We start from the raw sequence: 18,477 nt of genomic DNA on the forward strand, positions 1-18,477 counted from the left end.
TCGTCTCGTGTCGCGTCGCCGGTCGGCCTCATCTTTAGGAGCGGTAATGACGACCGATCTGACTGCCCGCTACGCCAAGGCCGAGGCGCTGCTGCCGCACAACCTCAAGACACTGGTCGACGCGCCGCGCGTCACCCCGAACTGGATCCAGGACACGGAGACCTTCTGGTACCGCAACACCACGAACGGCGGCACCGAGTTCATCCTCGTCGACGCGGCGGCCGGCACCAGGCAGCCGGCGTTCGACCACGCGAAGCTCGCGGTGGCGCTGGGCGGCGTCGTCGGCCACGACGTCGACCCGGCCGCGCTGCCGTTCTTCGCCATCGAGTTCGTGGGGGACTCGGTGCGGGTCGTGGTCGGCAAGCAGCAGGTCGAGGTGTCGCTCGACACGTACCGGGCGCGGGTCGTCGGGCCGGCGCCTACCGGTGAGGCGGAGTCTCCGGACGGTCGCTGGGCTGTCGGAGTTCGCGACCACAACCTCTACCTCCGCGACACGGCCACGAACGAGGAACGGCAACTGACGACGGATGGCACCGAGGCGTACTCGTACGCCTGCTTCAGCGATGCCTGCTCGATGCTGGTGATGCAGGAGAACCTCGGCTTCACCATGCCGCCCGTGGTGGTCTGGTCGCCGGACTCGCGCCGGTTCATCACCCACCGGCTCGATCAGCGCGAGGTGGGGCTGATGCACCTGGTGCGCTCCTCGCCGTTCGACGGCGGCCGTCCGAAGGCGCTGAGCTACCGCTACGCCCTGGTGGGCGACGAGAAGGTGGCCACCTCGGAGTACTTCGTATTCAACGCCGCGACCGGCGAGAGCACCCAGGCCAAGTGCGAGCCGATCCTCAGCCCCTTCGTTCCGGCCATCGTCTACGACTTCGTCTGGTGGAGCGCCGACTCGGCGAAGGCCTACTTCATCTCGAGCGATCGGGGCGACCACAACGTCTGGCTGAACGAGCTCGACCCCGACACCGGCGACGTGTCCGTGCTGCTCGAGGAGTCCAGCCCGTCGCACATCACGCACGGCTCGCAGCACCAGGAGCGCAACGCCCGGGTGCTGAGCACGGGCGAGGTGCTGTGGTGGTCGCAGCGCAGCGGCTGGGGGCACCTCTACCTGTACGGCAAGGACGGCACGGTCACCCCCGTCACCTCGGGCGACTGGCCGGTGCGCAGGATCGTCTCGGTCGACGAGCAGGCGCGTCGAGTGGTGTTCACCGCGTCCGGCCTCGAGCCCAGCACCGACGTCTACCTGCAGGAGCTGTACTCGGTCTCGCTCGACGGCGGCGAGATAACGGCGATCACCTCCGACGGCCTGGACCACGACCCGGTGCCGTCGCCGTCGGGCCGGTTCTTCGTCGACGTCACCTCTAGGTACGACGTCCCGACCGTGTCGGTGCTCCGCGACGAGACGGGCCAGGTCGTACTGGAGCTGGAGCGGGCCGACGCCTCGGCGCTGTACGCGACTGGATGGACGCCGCCCGAGCGCGTGGTGGTGAAGTCGGCCGACGGGGTCACCGACATCTACTGCGCCGTCTACAAGCCGCACGATTTCGATCCGGACAAGAAGTACCCGGTGCTCGACGAGATCTACCCGGGCCCGCAGATCTCCTGCGCCCCGCTGCGCTTTCCACTGGCCGGCGGCGTGCTCACGGCGGAGCGGTCGGGGGCGATCTTCGCCGCGCTCGGGTTCGTGGTCGTGGCGGTCGACGGGCGCGGATCGGCCCTGCGCAGCAAGGCATTCCAGGACCACGCGCGCCGGGTCGGGGACGGCCAGTACGTCGACGATCACGTCGCGGCGATCAAGCAGCTCGCGCAGACCCGGCCCTGGATGGACCTCGACCGCGTCGGCATCTTCGGCCACTCATGCGGCGGCTACGCCTCGACGAGGGCACTGCTGACCGCGCCCGACTTCTTCAAGGTCGCGGTGTCGTCCGCCGGCGACCACGACGACCGCATCAACCACTCGTGGTGGGGCGAGAAGTTCTACGGTCTGGTCGACGAGTTCGATTTCGCCGCGCACGCCAACGTCGCGCACGTCGACGGCCTCGAGGGCAAGCTGCTGCTGGTCCACGGGGAAATGGACGACAATGCCACGCCGCACGGGACGATGCGCCTGGTCGACGCGTTGATCGGCGCCAACAAGGACTTCGACCTGCTCATCATCCCGAACGCCGACCACAGGCTGTTCGTGCACAACGCGTACTGGCTCCGGCGCCGGTGGGACTACCTCGTGCGGCACCTGATGGGCGAGACGCCACCGGCTTACCGCATCGCCGACGTCCCGCTCGACCCCGAGCTGCTGGGCGGCTGACGAGCAACGACCTACAGATACCGCTGGACCGGCGATCCGCGCTGGATGGTGTACGCGCAAGACGACGACGGGGACGAGTGCCGGCACGTGTTCCGGGTCGACCTGGACGATCCGCAGACACCAGCGGTCGATCTCACGCCGCTCCCCAAGGTCGTCGTCCACTACGGACTGCTCGACGACGACCCGGCGCCGGCACTGATCACCGGCGCCGGCCGGACCTGTTCGACGTGCACCGGCTGAACATCGTGACGGGCGAGATCGAACTGGTCGCCCGCCGATCTCGCGGCTCGACGCGATCTGCCGTCCACTGCTGGTGATCCAGGGATCGAACGACGCCCGGGTCGTTCGAATCCGGTTCGGCGGGAGGCCGCGCGGAAGGTGCCAGCCGAGCGGCTGGCACCTTGCTGCGCGGCCCCCCATCCAGCCGGCTGCTCGCCGGCCATCGGGAAGCGACACGAGCTCGCAACGCGTCAGGCGCTGTGGGTCATGTCCGAACCCTTCCTGCGATCGGTCACAGCTCGACCGGAACGTCGTCGAGGCGGTAGGGCGGAGGGGTTTCGCCCAGGAGGTGCTGGACGAAGTAGTCCCACCGCCGCCGGAGGAAGTAGGCCCTGTTCACCATCATGAAGTGGTCGGCGTTCGGGATGATGAGCAGGTCGAAGTCCTTGTTCGCCCCGATAAGGGCGTCGACCAGCCGCATCGTGTGGTGCGGGGTCGCGTTGTCGTCCATCTCCCCGTGGATCAGCAGCAGCTTGCCCGTGAGGTTGTCGGCGAGCGAGACGTTCGCCTGCGCGCCGAAGTCGAAGTCGGAGGTGAGGCCGAAGAACTTCTCGCCCCACCAGGAGTGGTTGATGCGGTTGTCGTGGTTGCCGGCGGAGGACACCGCGACCTTGTAGAAGTCGGGCGCCTGCAGGATCGCCCGGGCGGAGGCGTAGCCACCTGCTGAGTAACCGTAGATCCCGACCCGGTCCAGATCCATCCAAGGGCGGTCCTCGGCAAGCTGCTCGATGGCGGCGACGTGGTCGTCCACGAAGACGGCGTTGCCGGACACGCGGGCATGGTCCTGGAAGGCTTGAGACCGCAGCGCGGCGCCCCGTCCGTCCACCACCACCACCACGAACCCGAGCGCCGCGTAGGCCTCGGGATAGTTGAACGCCATCGCCGCACCCGTGAACGTGCCGCCCGAGAGCGGGAATCGCAGAGGGGCGCAGGAGATCTGCGGCCCGGGGTAGATGCAATCGAGCACCGGGTACGTGTTCGCCGGGTCGAAGTCGAACGGCTTGTAGACCGCGCAGTAAATGTCCGTCACGCCGTCAGCCGCTTTCACCACGGCCCGTTCGGGCGCGGCCCAGCCGGCGGCGTAGAGCGCGGTGGCGTCCGACCGCTCGAGCTCGAGCACCACCGCACCCGTTCGGTCGCGCAGCACCGAGTGCGGCGGCGTGTCCCAGCGGGAGGTGACGTCGACGAAGAACCTGCCAGACGGCGACGGGGTGGTGGCGTGATCGAGGCCGTCGGCCGTGATCGCGGTGACCTCCCCGCCGTTCAGCGACACCGAGCACAGCTGCTGCAGGTACGGGTCGGCGTCCGGGTCGTGGCCGCCGGCCGTGAACACGACCCGACGCGCTTGCTCGTCAATGGTCACGACGTGCCGCACCATCCAGTCGCCCGAGGTCAGCGTGGTGACTGAACCGTCTGTGCGGTACAGGTAGAGGTGGCCCCACCCGGTGCGCTGGGACCACCACAGCACCTCACCGGTCGACAGGGTGCGCACGTTGCGGTCCTGCTGCTGCGGGCCGTAGAGAATGTGCGACGAGCTACTCTCCTCGACCAGCACGGTGACCTCGCCGGTGTCAGCGTCGAACTGGTGCAGGGCGACGTTGTGGTCGCCGCGGTCGTTGGACAGCCAGTACACCTTTGTCTGGTCCTGGCTCCACCACACCCAGCCGTAGGCGATGGCGGGCACGAAGGGCATGTTGATCGGCTCGCACTTGGCTTGGACCGACTCGCCGGTGACGGCGTCGAAGACGAAGAACTCGGCGCTTGCGACGTGCTCGTCACCGGGCAGCGCGTAGCGGTAGGACAGCAGCCGCGGCCGGCCTCCGTCGAACGGCGAGGAGCGCACCAGATGCATCATCTCGACGGCACGCTGGTCGAGGCGGTGCGTCACGAAGCGCGTCGAGTCGGGTGACCACACCACTATCGGCGGAATGCTGATTCCGAGGTTCTCGCGCATCACGGGGGTCGAGACCTGGTCGTTCATCCCGCCGTAGGCGTGCCCGTCCACGCCGTCGGTGGTGAGCTGCCGCTCGACGTCGGTGGTCGTGTCACGCAGGTAGAGGTTGTGGTCGCGCTGCAGCACCGCCCAGCGACCGTCCGGTGACGGCGCCTCATCCATGCGCACCGGACCGATGACCGTCGCGGTGTAGCTGTCGAGGGCCACCTCCAGCTGCACCGCGCCGAAGGTGAGCCGCACGGCATCGTCGCGCAGCTCAAGCTCGGCCAGCGGCATGGCCGTCGGGTCGACCTCGATCTCCAGCACAGCGGACAGGGCCGCGGCCAGCCGCACGTGGTCGAACGCCGGCCGCTTGGTGCCCGTCTCGGCGTCGACCACGACGAACTCATGGCCGGCGCCGGTGTGCTTGCGGTAGCAGAACGTCTCACCCTCACCGACCCAGCTCGGCACAACGTTGAAAGACGTTATGAGCCTCTTCATCTTGTGCGGCAGCATCGACTCGGCCTTGGCGTAGCGGGTGGCGAGATCAGTCACGGGCGGGCTCCTAAGTGCGTCTTGTTGGCGGATGTTGGCTGGGACGAGGCCCAGGTGCTGCGGGTGTGGCGGAAGTGGTCGTGCATCAGGTCGGCGAGGTCGTCTCCGCGGCCGGCGCGCACGCCCGAGCGTGCGGAAATTCCGCTACGGTGCCGGCCACGGTACTCATCGGGCGACCTCGGCATCCCAGGTCGACGGGCCGACGCCCCGAAGGCGTAGCTCCGGCTTGGCGATCTTCTGTGTCGGGGTGCGTGGCAGCCGTTCGGTGCCGATGTCCAGGTAGCGCGGCACCATGAAGCGCGGCAGTTGCTCGCGGCAGTACGCCATCAGCTCCGCGGGATCGAGCGACGTACCGTCGGCGACCACGACGAAGACCAGTACGTCGTCCTCGCTGAGCTCCGAGGGCACGGCGACCGCGGCGCACTCTTGCACCAGCGGGTGTGCGTCGATGACGGACTCGAGCTCGAACGCCGAGATGTTCGAACCCCGCCGTCGGATCACGTCCTTGATCCGGTCGCGGAAGTAGAGCCAGCCGTCCTCGTCGAGATACCCGGCGTCCCCGCTGTGGAACCAGAGGTTGCGCCACGCACCGAGCGTTGCGTCCGGCATCGCGTGGTACCCCGAGGACATCGACCAAGGCTGCTTCGGACGCACGACGATCTCTCCGATCGCGTGCGGCGGCAGTGGCTGGTCGAGGTCGTCCACGATGCCCACCTCGAAGTGCTCGTCCGCGACCTTGCCGCACGAACCCGGACGCCACTGGTCGGGTGTGTCGTAGGAGACCCAGTTCGTCTCGGTCTGGCCATAACCCGTGACGAGGCGCAGGCCGAAGCGCTCCTCGAAGTCCCGCTTGAAGGCCACCATGGGCAGCGCCTGAGCGACGCGCAACGGATTGTCGGCGTCTCGGGCAGACGGCTCCTGCTTCCAGAGGATGTGGCCCATGGAGCCGAGCATGTTCGTGGCCGTCGCGCCGCTCTCCCGCACCTGTTCCCAGTAGCGGCTCGCACTGAAGCGCTCGACAAAGGTGCCCTTCGTGCCGAACACCAGCGGGAAGTAGACCCCCCACAACTGCCCATCGGCGTGGAAGAGCGGTAACGGGGTGAAATAGCTGTCGTCGTTCGTCAGCTGCAGACTGCGCGCGTAGAGCTCGACCCAGACGTAGTACTGATGGTGCGGCATGACCACGCCCTTGGCGGGGCCCGTGGTGCCGGACGTGTACAGGATGGCCAGTGGATCGGTATAGCTCACGTCGACGTCGAGCGAGGTCGACGGCCCGGTGAACAGTTCCGGGTAGGTCAGGACGCAATCGGCCGTGATGCCCGCGGCGCGCGCGTCCTCGACGCCACCGGCTACGACGACGACGGTTCGGAGGGCTGCCTGCTCGTTCACCACAGGGGCGATGACGGCCAGGAACTCGCGATGGCAAACGAGTACCTCCGCCCCTGAGTTGCCAAGAACGTGAGCCAGCAGGATGCCGCGCAACTCGACGTTGATGGGCACCTGGACCGCGCCGAGCTTGGCGAGGGCGAACCAGGTCGTCACGATCTCGACGCAGTTGGGCAGAATCATGGCGACGCGATGTCCGTGGCCCACGCCGAGGCCGCGAAGGCCGTGCGCGAGCTGATTCGTCCGCAGCTCGACCGCACCGAAGGTCGTGGCGGCCGCCCGCCCGAACTGGAGGAACGCGTCGTCAGGACGCCGTTCGGCCTGCCACCTCAGGATGTCCGGCAAAGTGCGGGCCTGCAGGTCAATCGTTGTCACGCGGCCACGACCTCCATCGCCTTGTGCATCAACCCGTCGGCGAACGCCGGAAAGACGTGGATGTCGTCCAGATTCGTGTCACTCGACATGAACGCCACGAGCCCTGTTTGAGTCTGTTCGCATACGCCGAGATACGACTGGCTTGAACGGGTCGCACCGCCATGGGACGAGATGATGCCGCTCGGCCCTTCGTGTCTCCGCCAGCCGAGCGCTTGCCTGAACGGCGGGGTCCCGCCGGCCGGATTTGGACGCTCGTCGCCCTCGGGCCACTCGAAGTGCGTCTCACGGGCGCGCCGCAGGTCGGTCGACAGCTGTGACCCGTCGTTCCTGAGGTTGGCTTCCGCAAAGGCCAGCATGTCGTCCAACGTGGAGCGAAGGCCGCCTTGCGGCACCATCACGTCCCAGTACCAAACCGGTGAGGGCCGGCCCGTTTCGTCGTCGCCCCGTACCACTCGGGCCAGCTGCTCCTCCGTGAGCCTGTACGCGGTGTCATGGAGGCCCAGGGGCTCGCAGACGAACTCCCTTAGGAGGCGTTCGTACGACTGGCCGGCCGCTACGTCCAAGACATGGCCGAGCACCGACATTCGAATGATCGAATATGCCCATCCGCTGCGGCGCGGACGAGCGAGTTCGGCGACGCGCCGCTGTTCGTAGAGGTCCTCCCTGCGGTATTGCAGGTAGCAGGAGCGCACATCCTGGTCGACCATCCTGGCGAGGACCCTGCCGATGCGATCGACGCCGGCCGTGGATGTGGTGTCGTCGAGGGAAATCATCCCCTTCGACTCCATGACGGCCAACAGCGCCGTGGTGAAGACATTCGAGAACGAGCCGATCTCGTAGACGGTCTTCTCGCCGGCGACCGAAGCACGTTTGGCATCGGAAGACCGGAACGACCTGATGTGACGCGTCCCGCCGTGCGTGATGCCGGCGATGACGGTCAGCTCGTGGCGCTCGGCGCAGTAGTCTTCGACCTTCTTCGCGATCTCGGACATGGCACGTTCGGCGGTGGCGTCGTTCTTGAACACGGGGTTGGCCATGCGGGTCATTTCGACGGCCTCGCACGCTCGAGCATGCGCAGGTAGGACTCGCCGCAGATCATGTCGACCTCGTCCTGACTCAGCCCGCGTTCGGACAGGCCGGCGGCGAGCTCGCTCAGCCGGCTCGGGTCCTCGAGGCCGTCCGGGCCGAAGCTGTAGAGCTCACGGGCCCGCCCTTTGATGCCGTGCGCACCCTCCGGGTCGATCCAGTCCAGCACCGGGATCAGCATCTCGACCGGCGACTCGCAGTAGTCCGCACCGATGCTGATGTGCTCCGGCCCGACCAGATCGCACATGTGGATCGCATGATCGAGCAGATCCGACAGCGTCGCCTTCATCGGATCCGAGGACACATACCCCCGGAACGTGTTCAGACCGATCACCCCGTTGCGCTCGGCCACCGCCTTGATCTGATCATCGGTCAGGTTGCGCGGATGCGGGCAGATCGCGTCGGCGTTCGAATGCGACACGAACAGGTCACCGTCGTGGTAGCGCAGCGCATCCCAGAACGAGGCCCGAGACATGTGCACGAGATCGATCATCATCGGCACGTTCTCCAACTCCCTGAGCGTCTCCTTGCCCAAGTAGCTGAACCCACCCTCCATCGGCTCGTTGCTGCCGGTACACAGCAGGTTCTGCCGGTTGTGCGAGAACGTGAACGTGGTAACACCCAACTGGGAAAGCGTGTAGAGCGCCTCCAGATCACCGGCGAATTCACCATGCCCCTCCAGCGAGAGGAAGATCCCGAACGAGCCCTCCGGACGGTTGTCGTAGTCCGCCCGCGTCGCGCAGTAGGTGATCTCACCCTCCGCGCGCGAGAACTCCGCGAAGTACATGTTGATCGTGCGCCAGTCCGACACCTGCACCACCGCGGCCGTCAACCCGCCGGCCCTCCACCGCGGAACGTAGGTATCTCGCAATACATTCGCCCGACTCCCCGGAACCCCGTGATGCGCCAACACGTCATAAACCACCCCACCGACGTAGCTGTTGATCACTCGAATCTCCTCACGTGAGTCCGCCGGCTAGATCACCGTCGAGGGCGTGTGCACACCCCGGACGTTTCGCAGGACATCGCAGACCCAGGTCACGCCATGTAGAGGTCCTTGACCGGATGCCCGGAGAGCGTCTCGTACCTCTCCAGCCGCGGCGGCAGCCGCTCGTAATGCTTGGCCGGCCGGGTTCGCTGCCACGTCCTCGGCCGTGGCATACACGCTAGGGACGCCTCGTGAAGCACGTCCATCACACATCTCCTGATCTGGTGTACGGCAATTACGAACAGCTAGAGTCGATGGCGTGCCCATCAACCCGTGGCGGCTGCGCCTGCTGTGCGAGCTCGAGACGTTGGGGACGGTGCGGGCGGTCGCCGAGGCCGTGCATCAGAGCGCATCGAGCGTGTCCCAGCAGTTGTCGCTGCTCGAGAGCGAGGTCGGCACGCGCCTGATCGAGCGGACGGGACGAAGCGTCCGGCTCACTCCGAACGGGCACCTGCTGGCCAAGCGTGGCCGCGCGATCCTGGACGCGATGACCGAGGCCAGGGCCGAACTCCACGCAGTGGACAACGAGCCCACCGGGATGGTTCGGGTGGCCTCGTTCCAGAGCGCCATCCACTCGCTCGTCGTGCCCACGGTGGCCGCCCTCCGCAAGAAGCACCCCGCCGTTGAGGTTCACGTCGAGGAGCTCGAGCCGAATGAGAGCTCGAATGCGCTGCTACGTGGCCACGTCGATGCGATCATCACTACGGAAGACGTGTTCGAAGCGCCGCTGCGATCCGAGTTCGACGTCGTACCGCTGCTCACCGACTCCATCGTCCTGGTGCTGCCCCCGGGCCATCCCGCCACTCGGCTCGAGACCGTCAACCTCTCCACGCTGGCCGACGAGTCATGGACGTTCGAGCCCGAAGGCCTCTACATGTCGAGCCTTGCGATCCAGCTCTGCCGAGCGGCCGGCTTCGAGCCACGGATCATCTGCCGTTTCAACAGCTACCTGATCGCGCTGCAACACATCGAGGCCGGCGGCTCCATCGCGCTGCTGCCCGAGCTTGCCGTCGACCGTCGCTACAATGTGGTCACGCGTGAACTCCGCTCGGCCTACCGCCGCCAGGTCGTCGGGGCGGTGCGTTCCACGTCCGCTACCCGCGCAGCCGTCCGCGTGGTGCTCGACCGGCTGCGCGAGGCGGCCGCGGGCTTGCCGGGGTCAGCCGACGAAGCGCGCGCCGCTGAAGAACTGCGCCCCTAGCCCCGATCCGAACTGGCCGATGCCGCTCACTCCCCAGACACTGGCGACGGGCGAGGAGTCGGGCGGCCCGTACGCCGAGTTGAGCCGCACCAGGCCGGCGCGCAGGCGGCGGCCCACCATCCGGGCCAGGGCGCGGTCCGCGCCGAAGACGTAACCGCTCAGGCCGTAAGGGTGATCGTTGGCGATCGCGACCGCCTCGTCGAGCGTCCGGTAGCTGCGCACTTGCAGGACGGGCCCGAAGACCTCCTCCCTCAGGTCAGCGGCCTTGTCGGCGAGCACCACGGTGGGCGCCAGGAAATGGCCTGCCCCTCCGGGGAGCTTGCCGAACCGGCGCACCTCGCAGCCACGCGACTCGAATTCGGCGAGCTGGGCCTCAAGCCGGCGCAGGTGAGGTTCGTGGGACAGCGGCCCGAGCTGGGTCGTGGGATCGGTGGTGGCCCCGATCGTGACGGATTCGAGAACCGTGCCGAACGCGGTGAGGTAGTCCTCGACCTTGTCTTCGGGAACGATCAGCCGTCGCGGCCCGACGCAGTACTGGCCGTTGAGCGTGAGCATCGCCAGGACGACCTGCGTGGCGACCTCGGCGGGCTCCGCGTCCGGCAGCACGACGACCGGGTTGTTGCCCGACAGCTCGAGGTCGACGGGCTTGAGCTGACGGGCGCATGCCTCGGCGACACCCTTGCCGCCAGGGACTCCGCCCGTGAACGAGACGACGGCGGTCCGCGCATCCTCGACGAGCGCCTCGCTCACCACGCGATCGCCTTGGATGATCTGCACGACGCCGGGGGGCAACGCGGCTTGGACCGCGTCGGCGAACGGACCCGAGGAGTGCGGTGACCACTCCGACGGCTTGAGGATCACCGGGCAGCCGGCGACCAGCGCGTCGGCTGTTCTGACCATCGCCATGTGTGTCGGTGCGTTCCAGGGCAGGAGCACAACGGCCGGGCCCCACGGGAGGCGCCACTGGTCGCACGGTCCTGCGGACGTTTCCTGCTCGGCGTGTCCGAAGCCTTCCTCGAGCTGCGCCGCCCCAGCCTCCAGGATCTGCGCCACCGCCCGGATGAACGCGCTGGTCACCGCATAGGGGACGCCGCTGTCCAGGCTGTCCGCGCCGGCCAGTTGCTCCACGCGCGCGGTCAGTTCGGCCTGCAGCGTGCGTAACGCGGCGGCGCGGTCGCCGAGGGGCAGGCCTGTCCATATCTCCTGCTCGTGGACGGACGCGGCCGTCGCGAGCGCTCGCTCCACCGAATCGGGTGCGCTGGCTCGCTGTCCGTGCAACACCTCCCCGGTGTCCGGATCCGTCAACGTCGGCGCGAGTTCTTGCGCAGGCACGGCGGCGTGGCCGTCGACCAGCTCGCGGATCGCGCATACGTGTTCGGTCATTGCGCATTCCGGAGGGTCGCGAGGTAGACGGTCAGGTCGGCCTTCATACGAGCGAGCGACGGCTCGTGGAGGTAGATCATGTGGCCGGACTCGTAGCGCTTCGTGGTGACGTTGCGGGCCCGCTCGGGCTCGAGGTAGAGGTGGTCGAAGGTCATCTCCGCCGGGAAGTAGGGCGTGCCGAGGTCGTAGTAGCCGCTCTGCAGGAGAACCTTGAGGTGGGGAGCACGGTTCATCGACGTGCGCAGCTGGGTGGCGGTCTCCAGCTGCGGGCTCCAGATGCCGTTCTGCTCCGTTTCGCGCGGCTTCCACTTGGGGAAGGGGATCATCATGCGGTAGGCCAGGCCCGGGTCGGCCTCGAAGCCGAGGTCCTCGCGCACGTAACGGTTGAACGCCCTCGTCGCGGGTCCCCAGATCATCGTCATGCTGGGGTCGTTCTCGAACGTCTCACCGACGATGTCGCTGTCGATGCCGGTCCAGCGGGTGTCGAGACGACCGACCGTGCGACGCCGGTCACGCAGCAGCGCCTTGACGTACCGCCACAATGTGACACGCAGATTCGAGCCGCGGACAAGGTCCGGCGACAGCCCGGTCAGCTCGGCCATCCGCTTGGCGATCCGGTCCTGCTCGCTGTCGGTGAGCCGCGACCCCTTCAACAGGGCCACGGAGTAGTCGTTGAGCGCGAAATCCTCGGCCTCGGCGACCAGCGGCTCCAGCTCGCCGGCCACGACACCGTGGTAGAGCGCGGTGGCCGCGTAGCTCGGCAGCATCCCGATCGCACCCAGCGCGGTGCCGACCCCGAAGCTCGCCCCGGCGACGTCCATCAGCGAGGAGACCAGCACGACGCCGTCGACGTAGAAGCCGGGCAGCCCCTGCAGGTAGTCGGTGACCGCCGGGGTCCGCAGCGTCCCGTAGCTCTCGCCCAGCAGCACGATCGGGCTGTCCCCGCGACGCTCGCGGTTGACGAACTCGACCACGAAGTCACCCACGACCGCCGCGTCGGCCTCCACTCCGTGGAACTGCTCGACGTCCTCGCCGGGCGCCACCCGGCTGAACCCCGTGCTCGGCGGGTCGAGGAAGACCAGGTCGGCGACGTCCAGCAGCGAGTGCTCGTTCTCCCGCAACTCCCAACGCGAGGTATCGAACAGCGGGTCGCCCTCGAACACGACCCGGCGCGGGCCCAGGCTGAACATGTGCAGCCAGATCGCCGACGAGCCCGGGCCGCCGTTCCACAGGAACACCAGCGGCCGGTCCCGCCGAGACTCCACCCCGTCGCGCAGGTAGGCCGTGTAGAACAACGCGACCTTCGGCGTCGCCTGCTCCTCGCCATCGTGGAGCACCATCCGGCCGGCCTTGGCCGTGTAGTCGATGCGCTCACCACCGATCGTCACCGAATGCCGCGTGACGAACTGCTGGTCCTCCAGCGGCTTGGCGTCCCCGGCCTTCTCGGCCGTCTTCTCGGTGGTCGCAGTCTCCGGCATCAGCTGACTCCTAGCTTGGTAGAAAGGACGGTTATGGCGGCCGGTCAGGGCCGGGCCCGCTCGAGCATGCGCAGATACGATTCCCCGGTGACCAGGTCGACCTCAGGCCGGCTGAGCCCGCGCTCGATCAGACCGGCGGCGAGCTTCCCCAGGTGACCGATGTCCTCGAGCCCGACCGGGCCCTGGGAGTAGACCGAAGTACCCGTGCCGTGCAGCCCGTGCGAGCCATCCGGGTCGACCGCGTCCATCACCGCGGCGAGTTGCTCCATCGGGCCTTCCCAGAAGTCGAGACCGAGCGCCAGGTGCTCCGGGCCGACGAGGTCGTACACGTGCATCGCATGGTCGAGCAGATCCGACAGCGTCGCCTTGAAGGGATCCTGGTGGACGTAACCCCGGTAGCTGTTCAGCCCGACCACACCGTTGCGCTCGGCGACTGCCTTGATCTGGTCGTCGGTCAGGTTGCGCGGATGCGGATTCACCGCATCGGCGTCCGAATGCGAGACGAACACATCACCGGAGTACAGGTCGAGGGCGTCCCAGAACGACGCGCGCGACATGTGGACCAGGTCCACCATCACCGGCAGCTGCTCGAGCTCCGCGAGCGTGGCCTTACCCAAGTGCGTCAGGCCACCCTCGCCGAAGCGCTCGTTGGCGCCGGTACAAAGAACGTTCTGCACGTTGTGCGAAAACGTGAACGCGGTGATCCCCAGCTCGGACAGGGCGTAGAGAGCGTCGAAGTCACCGGCGAACGACAGGTAACCCTCCACCGAAATGAAGAGCCCGAACGACCCCGCGGGCCGGTTGTCGAACTCGGCCCGGTTGCGGACGAATACCAGCTCGCCCTCGGACTGGGCGACCTCGGAGAGGAGCATGGCGAGCGTGGCCCAGTCGCTGACCTGCATCACCGCACCGGTCAACCCGCCCGCCCGCCACCTCGGCAGGTGATGCGTGCGCAGGACCTGCGCCTGGTGACCCTGGCTCCCGTGCAGGGCGATCACGTTGCCCACCGCCGGACCGACATAGCTGTTGATCATCGTTAGGCACACACCTTCTGTCGGGGTGTTGACGATGCTAGTTACGCAGACAAAAAGTCGTCAATATATTGGGGCATAATTCGCCTATCGCATCTGGCCCCGCCCGCGCTCGGCCTGCAGGCGCCACCCTCGGCACGACACGGCCGTTTCACAGATCGTGATGTGAGTCCGAGGATGGTGAAGGGCCTGGTCATGTGACGACCGGCCCAGCGGGTCGCTTCGGTGATGTCGGGACGCCCGGCCAGGCGGAGAGCGCTGATGGCGAGGTTGCGCAGCGAGGGTCAGGATGCGGGGTCCGGAACGGGTGCGCCCCCTGCTGTGGTCTTCGCGGTAGCAGGTGTCGCGTATTCAGTGCAGGGATTCGATGGCCCAGTGGTCTTGGACGTAGCCGGCGAGGGCGGCGGCGGCTTGGGTGGGGGCGTGGCGACAAGATCCGTGAGAAGACCTCGCCCTACCGGAGCTCCGCCCCTACTCCTGGCTTCGACACGCCGAAGCTCCGCTCACGACGCGATCGTGATCTTGAAACGGCCGTGGCCGCTTTGGCGACGGACAATGCGACAAAGAAGGCAGGCCGCGCCGACTGCGCGGTTCAGCCACACGCGCGATCAGGACCCGGAGCGAACGCTCCAGCACGCGCATCCGGGGTGCGGACAGGGGTGGGCGCTTCCCGGGCGCCCTCGCGACGGCGCCCGGGAGGACCTCCGCGACGGCCTCGACCAGGCCCGAGGTCAGCGGACGACGCCGACGCCGGTGAAGCCGTCCACGCCGGGAAGCCGCGGAAGCCTGGGCGCGTCCGGCTCCGGACGCCAGTCGTCGGTGGAGACGATGCCGGGCTCGACGATCTCGAAGCCGTCGAAGAAACGCTCGATCTGCGCGCGGGACCGGGGGGTGGCCGACCCGGCGGAGGTGCGGCTGTAGAGCTCGCGGCCCTCGCGCACCTTGTCCTCGTCGAGGTCGCCGAAGGACAGGTGGCTGATCGCCATCGCGCTGCCGGGGGCCAGCCGATCGCGCAGCGTCTTGACGATGCGCTCGGCGACGTCGTCCTCGGGGACGAAGTGGAGCACGGCGAGCAGCAGCAGGCCCACCGGCCGGTCGAAGTCGAGGTGTGCGGTGACGCGCGGGTCGGCGAGGATGGCCTCGGGGTCTCGCAGGTCGCCGTCGAGCACGATGGTCTGCCGGTTGTCCGCCAGCAGGGCCCGCCCGTGGGTGAGCACTATGGGGTCGTTGTCGATGTAGACGACCCGCGATTCGGGGGCCACGCCCAGTGCCACCTGGTGGACGTTCTCCTGCGTGGGCAGGCCGGCGCCGATGTCGAGGAACTGGCGGACGCCGGTCTCGGCCATGAAGCGGACCGCGCGGCGCAGGTATCGGCGGTTGGCCTGGACGCCCTCCTTGGCGTTGGGCGTCAGCTCGAAGATCTTCTCCGCGGCCGCGCGATCGGCGGCGAAGTTGTCCTTGCCGCCGAGAAGGTAGTCGTAGATCCGGGCAACGCTCGGAACCGTGGGGTCGATGCCCAGCGGCGCCTGCTCCATGTCCATCCCCGCTCGCCGTCAGGTCGTTTTAATCTTAACCTATCAGGCATTTTCGGCACAGACAGCGCACATAGCCCACCAGGGCCCTCGACCGTCTCCGGCGGTCGATCAGGGACGGCCCGCGTCGCCGTCGCCGAGTGGCTTCTGGCGCTTCATGAAGATTCCATCGCCGTCGAGCAGAACGATTTCGTCCCCGCGCCGAGAAGCACGGCGGTCGGCGCTCCGAGCTCAGGCGAGAAGACCCACATCCCCCAAGCGATCGCCCATGCTGGGCGCACAACGAAGAAAGCCCCCGGCTGGTCTTCAGTTCGAGCCTGGTGCCGGGGGCTTTCTATGCGTTCAGGGTCAGTCCTGCTTCAGGTCCAGGCCGAAGAGAAGGGGGTCGTGGTCGGAGGAGCGGAAGGCCTCGGGCGAGTAGAGGCCGGGCGGGTTGAACTCGGTGTTGTAGTCCATGAACCGGCCCTCGTCGGCGTTGATGTGCCAGATCGTGGCGCCGGTGACCATCTTCGCGAGCCGCTTGCTGACCATCACGTGGTCGAGCTCACCCGACAGGCCGCTGAAGACGTAGCTGTAGCGGTCCTTCTTGGGGACGAACTTCTTGCTGACGCTGACCAGCTTGCCGTCCTCCAGCGTGTGGATCGGGTCCTCCTCGCCGTAGGCGTTGAGGTCACCGAGCACGACCGGGTTGGGCAGGTTGTAGGTGTCGATCAGGCCCAGCGTGGCCTCGGCCTGGCGCACGCGCTCGGCGTTGAAGCAGCTCTGGCCGTCGCCCTGGTCCTTGTCCGCCCCGGTGGCGCCGTCACAGCCCTTGGACTTGTAGTGGTTGACGATCATCGTGAACGTCGTGGGGTCGTTGCCCTTGGCCCGCTTGAACTGCTGGATCAGCGGCGGGCGGCGGAACACCGGGTCGTTGGAGGAGGCCGGGAGGCCGACGGGCTTGACGACCGCGGGCTTGTAGATCAGCGCGACCTGGATCTCGTCGGTGCCGGTGTAGGGCGCGATGATGCCCTTGTAGGTGTCGGCGCCGACCTCGGCGTTGAGGGCGTCGATCAGCGTGTTCAGCGCCGTGTAGCCGTTGTTCTCGACCTCCATGAGGCCGGCGACGTCCGGGTTCAGGCCCCTGAGCGTGGAGACCAGCTTGGCGAGCTGGCGGTCGCGCTCGACGGTGGTGTTGGCGCCGCGCTTGTTCAGCGTGGTGAACCAGTTGAGCGTGTTGAGGCTCGCCACCTTGACGTTGCCCGTGATCTTCTCGGGCTTGGCCGGGCGGGGGTTGTCGGCCTGGAAGGCGACCGGCTGGGTCGGCTCGATGCGGTAGGCGTTGAAGCCGTAGGTCAGGATGCCGGTGAGCGCCGTGGTCGTGTCACCCACGCGGACGGTGTTGGAGCCCGCGGTGTGGTACGGCAGCGCCGGCGGGTTCTGCACGTTGGAGCCGTCGTCCAGCAGGATCGAGCGGCGCGTGTTCAGGGCCGCGTCGACGCCCGGACGGTCGGTCGCCTGGAACAGGCGGCCCTCGGAGGACAGCGTGATCTCGCCGAAGCGGCCGAGGTTGTAGACCTCGGAGACGGTGAGCTTCTCGGGGATCGTGACGAGCACGCCCTCCAGCGGCTCGTAGGAGGCGCCCTCGGCGATCGGGAGCTTCACCTTCGTGGGCTTGATCGTGCCGGTGCCGCAGGCGTCCACGGCCGAGACCGAGGTGAGCTCGGTGAGGCCGTTGAACTCGGCGACGGTGCCGCTGACCAGGACGCGGTCGCCGACCTTGGCCGGCTTGGTGGTGTACACGAACACCGCGTCGGAGGTCATGGGGTCGGCGTCGGGGGTCGGGTCCTGGATGTAGAAGCCGCCGAGCTGGCCGGTGCCCTGGAAGCCGCCGGTGACGACGCCCTCGACGCGCACGGCGGTGCCGGTGATCGGGCTGGCGTCGCCGCTGCCCTGCACCTCGGCGATCTCGTGGGTCGCCGGGAGCTTGCACGGGTCACCCGTGGGAGTCGGCGTCGGGGTCGGGGTCGGGGTGACCGTGGGCGTCACGGTCGGGGTCGGCGTGGGGGTCGGGGTGGGGGTGTCGGACGGCGTCTGCGTCGGGTCCCCGGCGCAGGGGGCCGGCGTGGTCGCCGAGTTGCGGGGCTCGGGGGCGCCGGTGGTGAAGTCGGCCGCGTTCACGTCGGTGTCGGCGCATCCGTGGTCGCCGCGCAGGGCGGCGGTGGCGTTGGTCAGCGCCGGGGCGGGCGTGCCCTCGAAGAAGTTGGCGTTGCCGTACCCGACCAGGTCGGCGATGAGCGCGAGCTGGTCGGCGGTGCAGACCACCGATCCGCCGTTGCAGGCCAGGCCGTCGGCCGAGCGGACCAGCGCGACCTTGCCGGCCGTGCCGCTCAGGTTGAGGGTGCCCGAGGCGTCGGGCGTGGGCAGGGAGCCGGACGGCGTCGTGCCGGCGGCGAGCTGCACCAGGTGGTACTGGCCGGGGGCCAGCGAGCCGGCGAGGTTGAGCTTGTTGGACGCGAAGTTTCCGGTCCCGGTGGCGCTGGCATATTGCAGCGACCAGCCGTCGAGGGAGACGGCGGAGCCGCTGCGGTTGAACAGTTCCACGAAGTCGTTGGTGAGCGGGGCGCCGGAGTTGCCGCCCCCTCCGTAGACCTGGCTGATCACGACGCTCCCCGGCTCCGCGGAGGCCGGGGAAGAGGCGAGGGTGGCGACACCGGCGATGGCCACGCCGGCGGCGGCTAGGGCGGCGATCGCCCGGGATAGAGCACGCATGTCCCGGAGCGTAAAGGTGCGAACCCCCGCCATCTTGTACTAGAGCTATACAGAAGGTGAAAAAGGTGGATCTTGACACTAGATGTCGAGTGACCGGCAGTAAACTTGTCGCGGTCTGACCTTGGCGGACCTGGGGTAACGATCATCGCCGCAACACTGTGTCACCTTTCCATCACGATTTAGCTACCCGT

The 18,477-nt window shown here is 67.9% G+C and carries 13 protein-coding genes; 3 read left to right on the forward strand and 10 right to left on the reverse strand.

Going from position 1 to position 18,477, the window contains the following annotated elements; genetic code table 11:
• The first annotated feature begins 46 nt into the window (after nt 1-46).
• Together AB0M95_RS26385 and AB0M95_RS26390 are read left to right on the forward strand one after the other, a co-directional pair.
• Nucleotides 47-2,308, forward strand: a complete 2,262-nt coding sequence (locus tag AB0M95_RS26385; RefSeq protein WP_363769764.1) for a DPP IV N-terminal domain-containing protein — start codon at nt 47-49, stop codon at nt 2,306-2,308.
• A gap of 45 nt (nt 2,309-2,353) precedes the next feature.
• The gene (locus tag AB0M95_RS26390) at nt 2,354-2,548 is read left to right on the forward strand and encodes a hypothetical protein (protein ID WP_363769767.1); all 195 of its coding nucleotides are present in this window, start codon (nt 2,354-2,356) and stop codon (nt 2,546-2,548) included.
• A gap of 271 nt (nt 2,549-2,819) precedes the next feature.
• On the opposite strand, the gene AB0M95_RS26395 is transcribed toward AB0M95_RS26390, so the two are convergent.
• The 5 genes from AB0M95_RS26395 to AB0M95_RS26415 form a co-directional block, all read right to left on the reverse strand.
• On the reverse strand, nt 2,820-5,075 hold the full coding sequence (locus AB0M95_RS26395; RefSeq protein ID WP_363769770.1) for a DPP IV N-terminal domain-containing protein: 2,256 nt from the start codon (nt 5,073-5,075) through the stop codon (nt 2,820-2,822).
• Nucleotides 5,076-5,240: 165 nt separating this feature from the next.
• Nucleotides 5,241-6,836 (reverse strand): AMP-binding protein, encoded by a 1,596-nt coding sequence (locus tag AB0M95_RS26400; RefSeq protein WP_363769773.1) that lies wholly within the window; start codon nt 6,834-6,836, stop codon nt 5,241-5,243.
• On the reverse strand, nt 6,833-7,873 hold the full coding sequence (locus tag AB0M95_RS26405; RefSeq protein ID WP_363769776.1) for a serine hydrolase domain-containing protein: 1,041 nt from the start codon (nt 7,871-7,873) through the stop codon (nt 6,833-6,835). Before AB0M95_RS26405 ends, AB0M95_RS26400 begins: the two co-directional genes overlap by 4 nt.
• A gap of 5 nt (nt 7,874-7,878) precedes the next feature.
• Nucleotides 7,879-8,871, reverse strand: a complete 993-nt coding sequence (locus AB0M95_RS26410; protein WP_363769779.1) for a membrane dipeptidase — start codon at nt 8,869-8,871, stop codon at nt 7,879-7,881.
• Between the two features lie 89 nt (nt 8,872-8,960).
• Complete coding sequence (locus tag AB0M95_RS26415; protein WP_363769782.1) at nt 8,961-9,116, reverse strand: hypothetical protein; 156 nt, start codon at nt 9,114-9,116, stop codon at nt 8,961-8,963.
• A 53-nt stretch (nt 9,117-9,169) separates the two neighbouring features.
• Between AB0M95_RS26415 and AB0M95_RS26420 the strand changes: the two genes are divergently transcribed.
• Nucleotides 9,170-10,111, forward strand: a complete 942-nt coding sequence (locus AB0M95_RS26420; RefSeq protein ID WP_363769785.1) for a LysR family transcriptional regulator — start codon at nt 9,170-9,172, stop codon at nt 10,109-10,111.
• Here the strand turns inward: AB0M95_RS26420 and AB0M95_RS26425 are convergent.
• The 5 genes from AB0M95_RS26425 to AB0M95_RS26445 form a co-directional block, all read right to left on the reverse strand.
• Nucleotides 10,070-11,494 carry an aldehyde dehydrogenase family protein gene (locus AB0M95_RS26425; RefSeq protein WP_363769788.1) on the reverse strand — a complete coding sequence of 475 codons (1,425 nt, stop codon included), beginning with the start codon at nt 11,492-11,494 and terminating at the stop codon, nt 10,070-10,072. The two genes, AB0M95_RS26420 and AB0M95_RS26425, sit on opposite strands and share 42 nt — an antisense overlap.
• A complete protein-coding gene (locus AB0M95_RS26430) occupies nt 11,491-12,972 on the reverse strand; it encodes a peptidase S10 (RefSeq protein WP_363769791.1) in 1,482 nt (493 codons plus the stop codon). The genes AB0M95_RS26425 and AB0M95_RS26430 overlap by 4 nt, the downstream gene beginning before the upstream one ends.
• 44 nt (nt 12,973-13,016) lie before the next feature.
• Nucleotides 13,017-13,970: a membrane dipeptidase gene (locus AB0M95_RS26435; protein ID WP_363769794.1), complete on the reverse strand. Its 954-nt coding sequence runs from the start codon at nt 13,968-13,970 to the stop codon at nt 13,017-13,019.
• Nucleotides 13,971-14,734: 764 nt separating this feature from the next.
• Entirely contained in the window at nt 14,735-15,544 is an 810-nt protein-coding gene (locus AB0M95_RS26440) for an SAM-dependent methyltransferase (RefSeq protein WP_363769797.1), read from the reverse strand.
• 339 nt (nt 15,545-15,883) lie between these two features.
• The gene (locus tag AB0M95_RS26445) at nt 15,884-18,286 is read right to left on the reverse strand and encodes an ExeM/NucH family extracellular endonuclease (RefSeq protein ID WP_363769800.1); all 2,403 of its coding nucleotides are present in this window, start codon (nt 18,284-18,286) and stop codon (nt 15,884-15,886) included.
• Between the last annotated feature and the right edge of the window lie 191 nt (nt 18,287-18,477).

It is taken from the genome of Sphaerisporangium sp. NPDC051017 (assembly GCF_040683095.1).
Taxonomy (GTDB): Bacteria; Actinomycetota; Actinomycetes; order Streptosporangiales; family Streptosporangiaceae; genus Sphaerisporangium.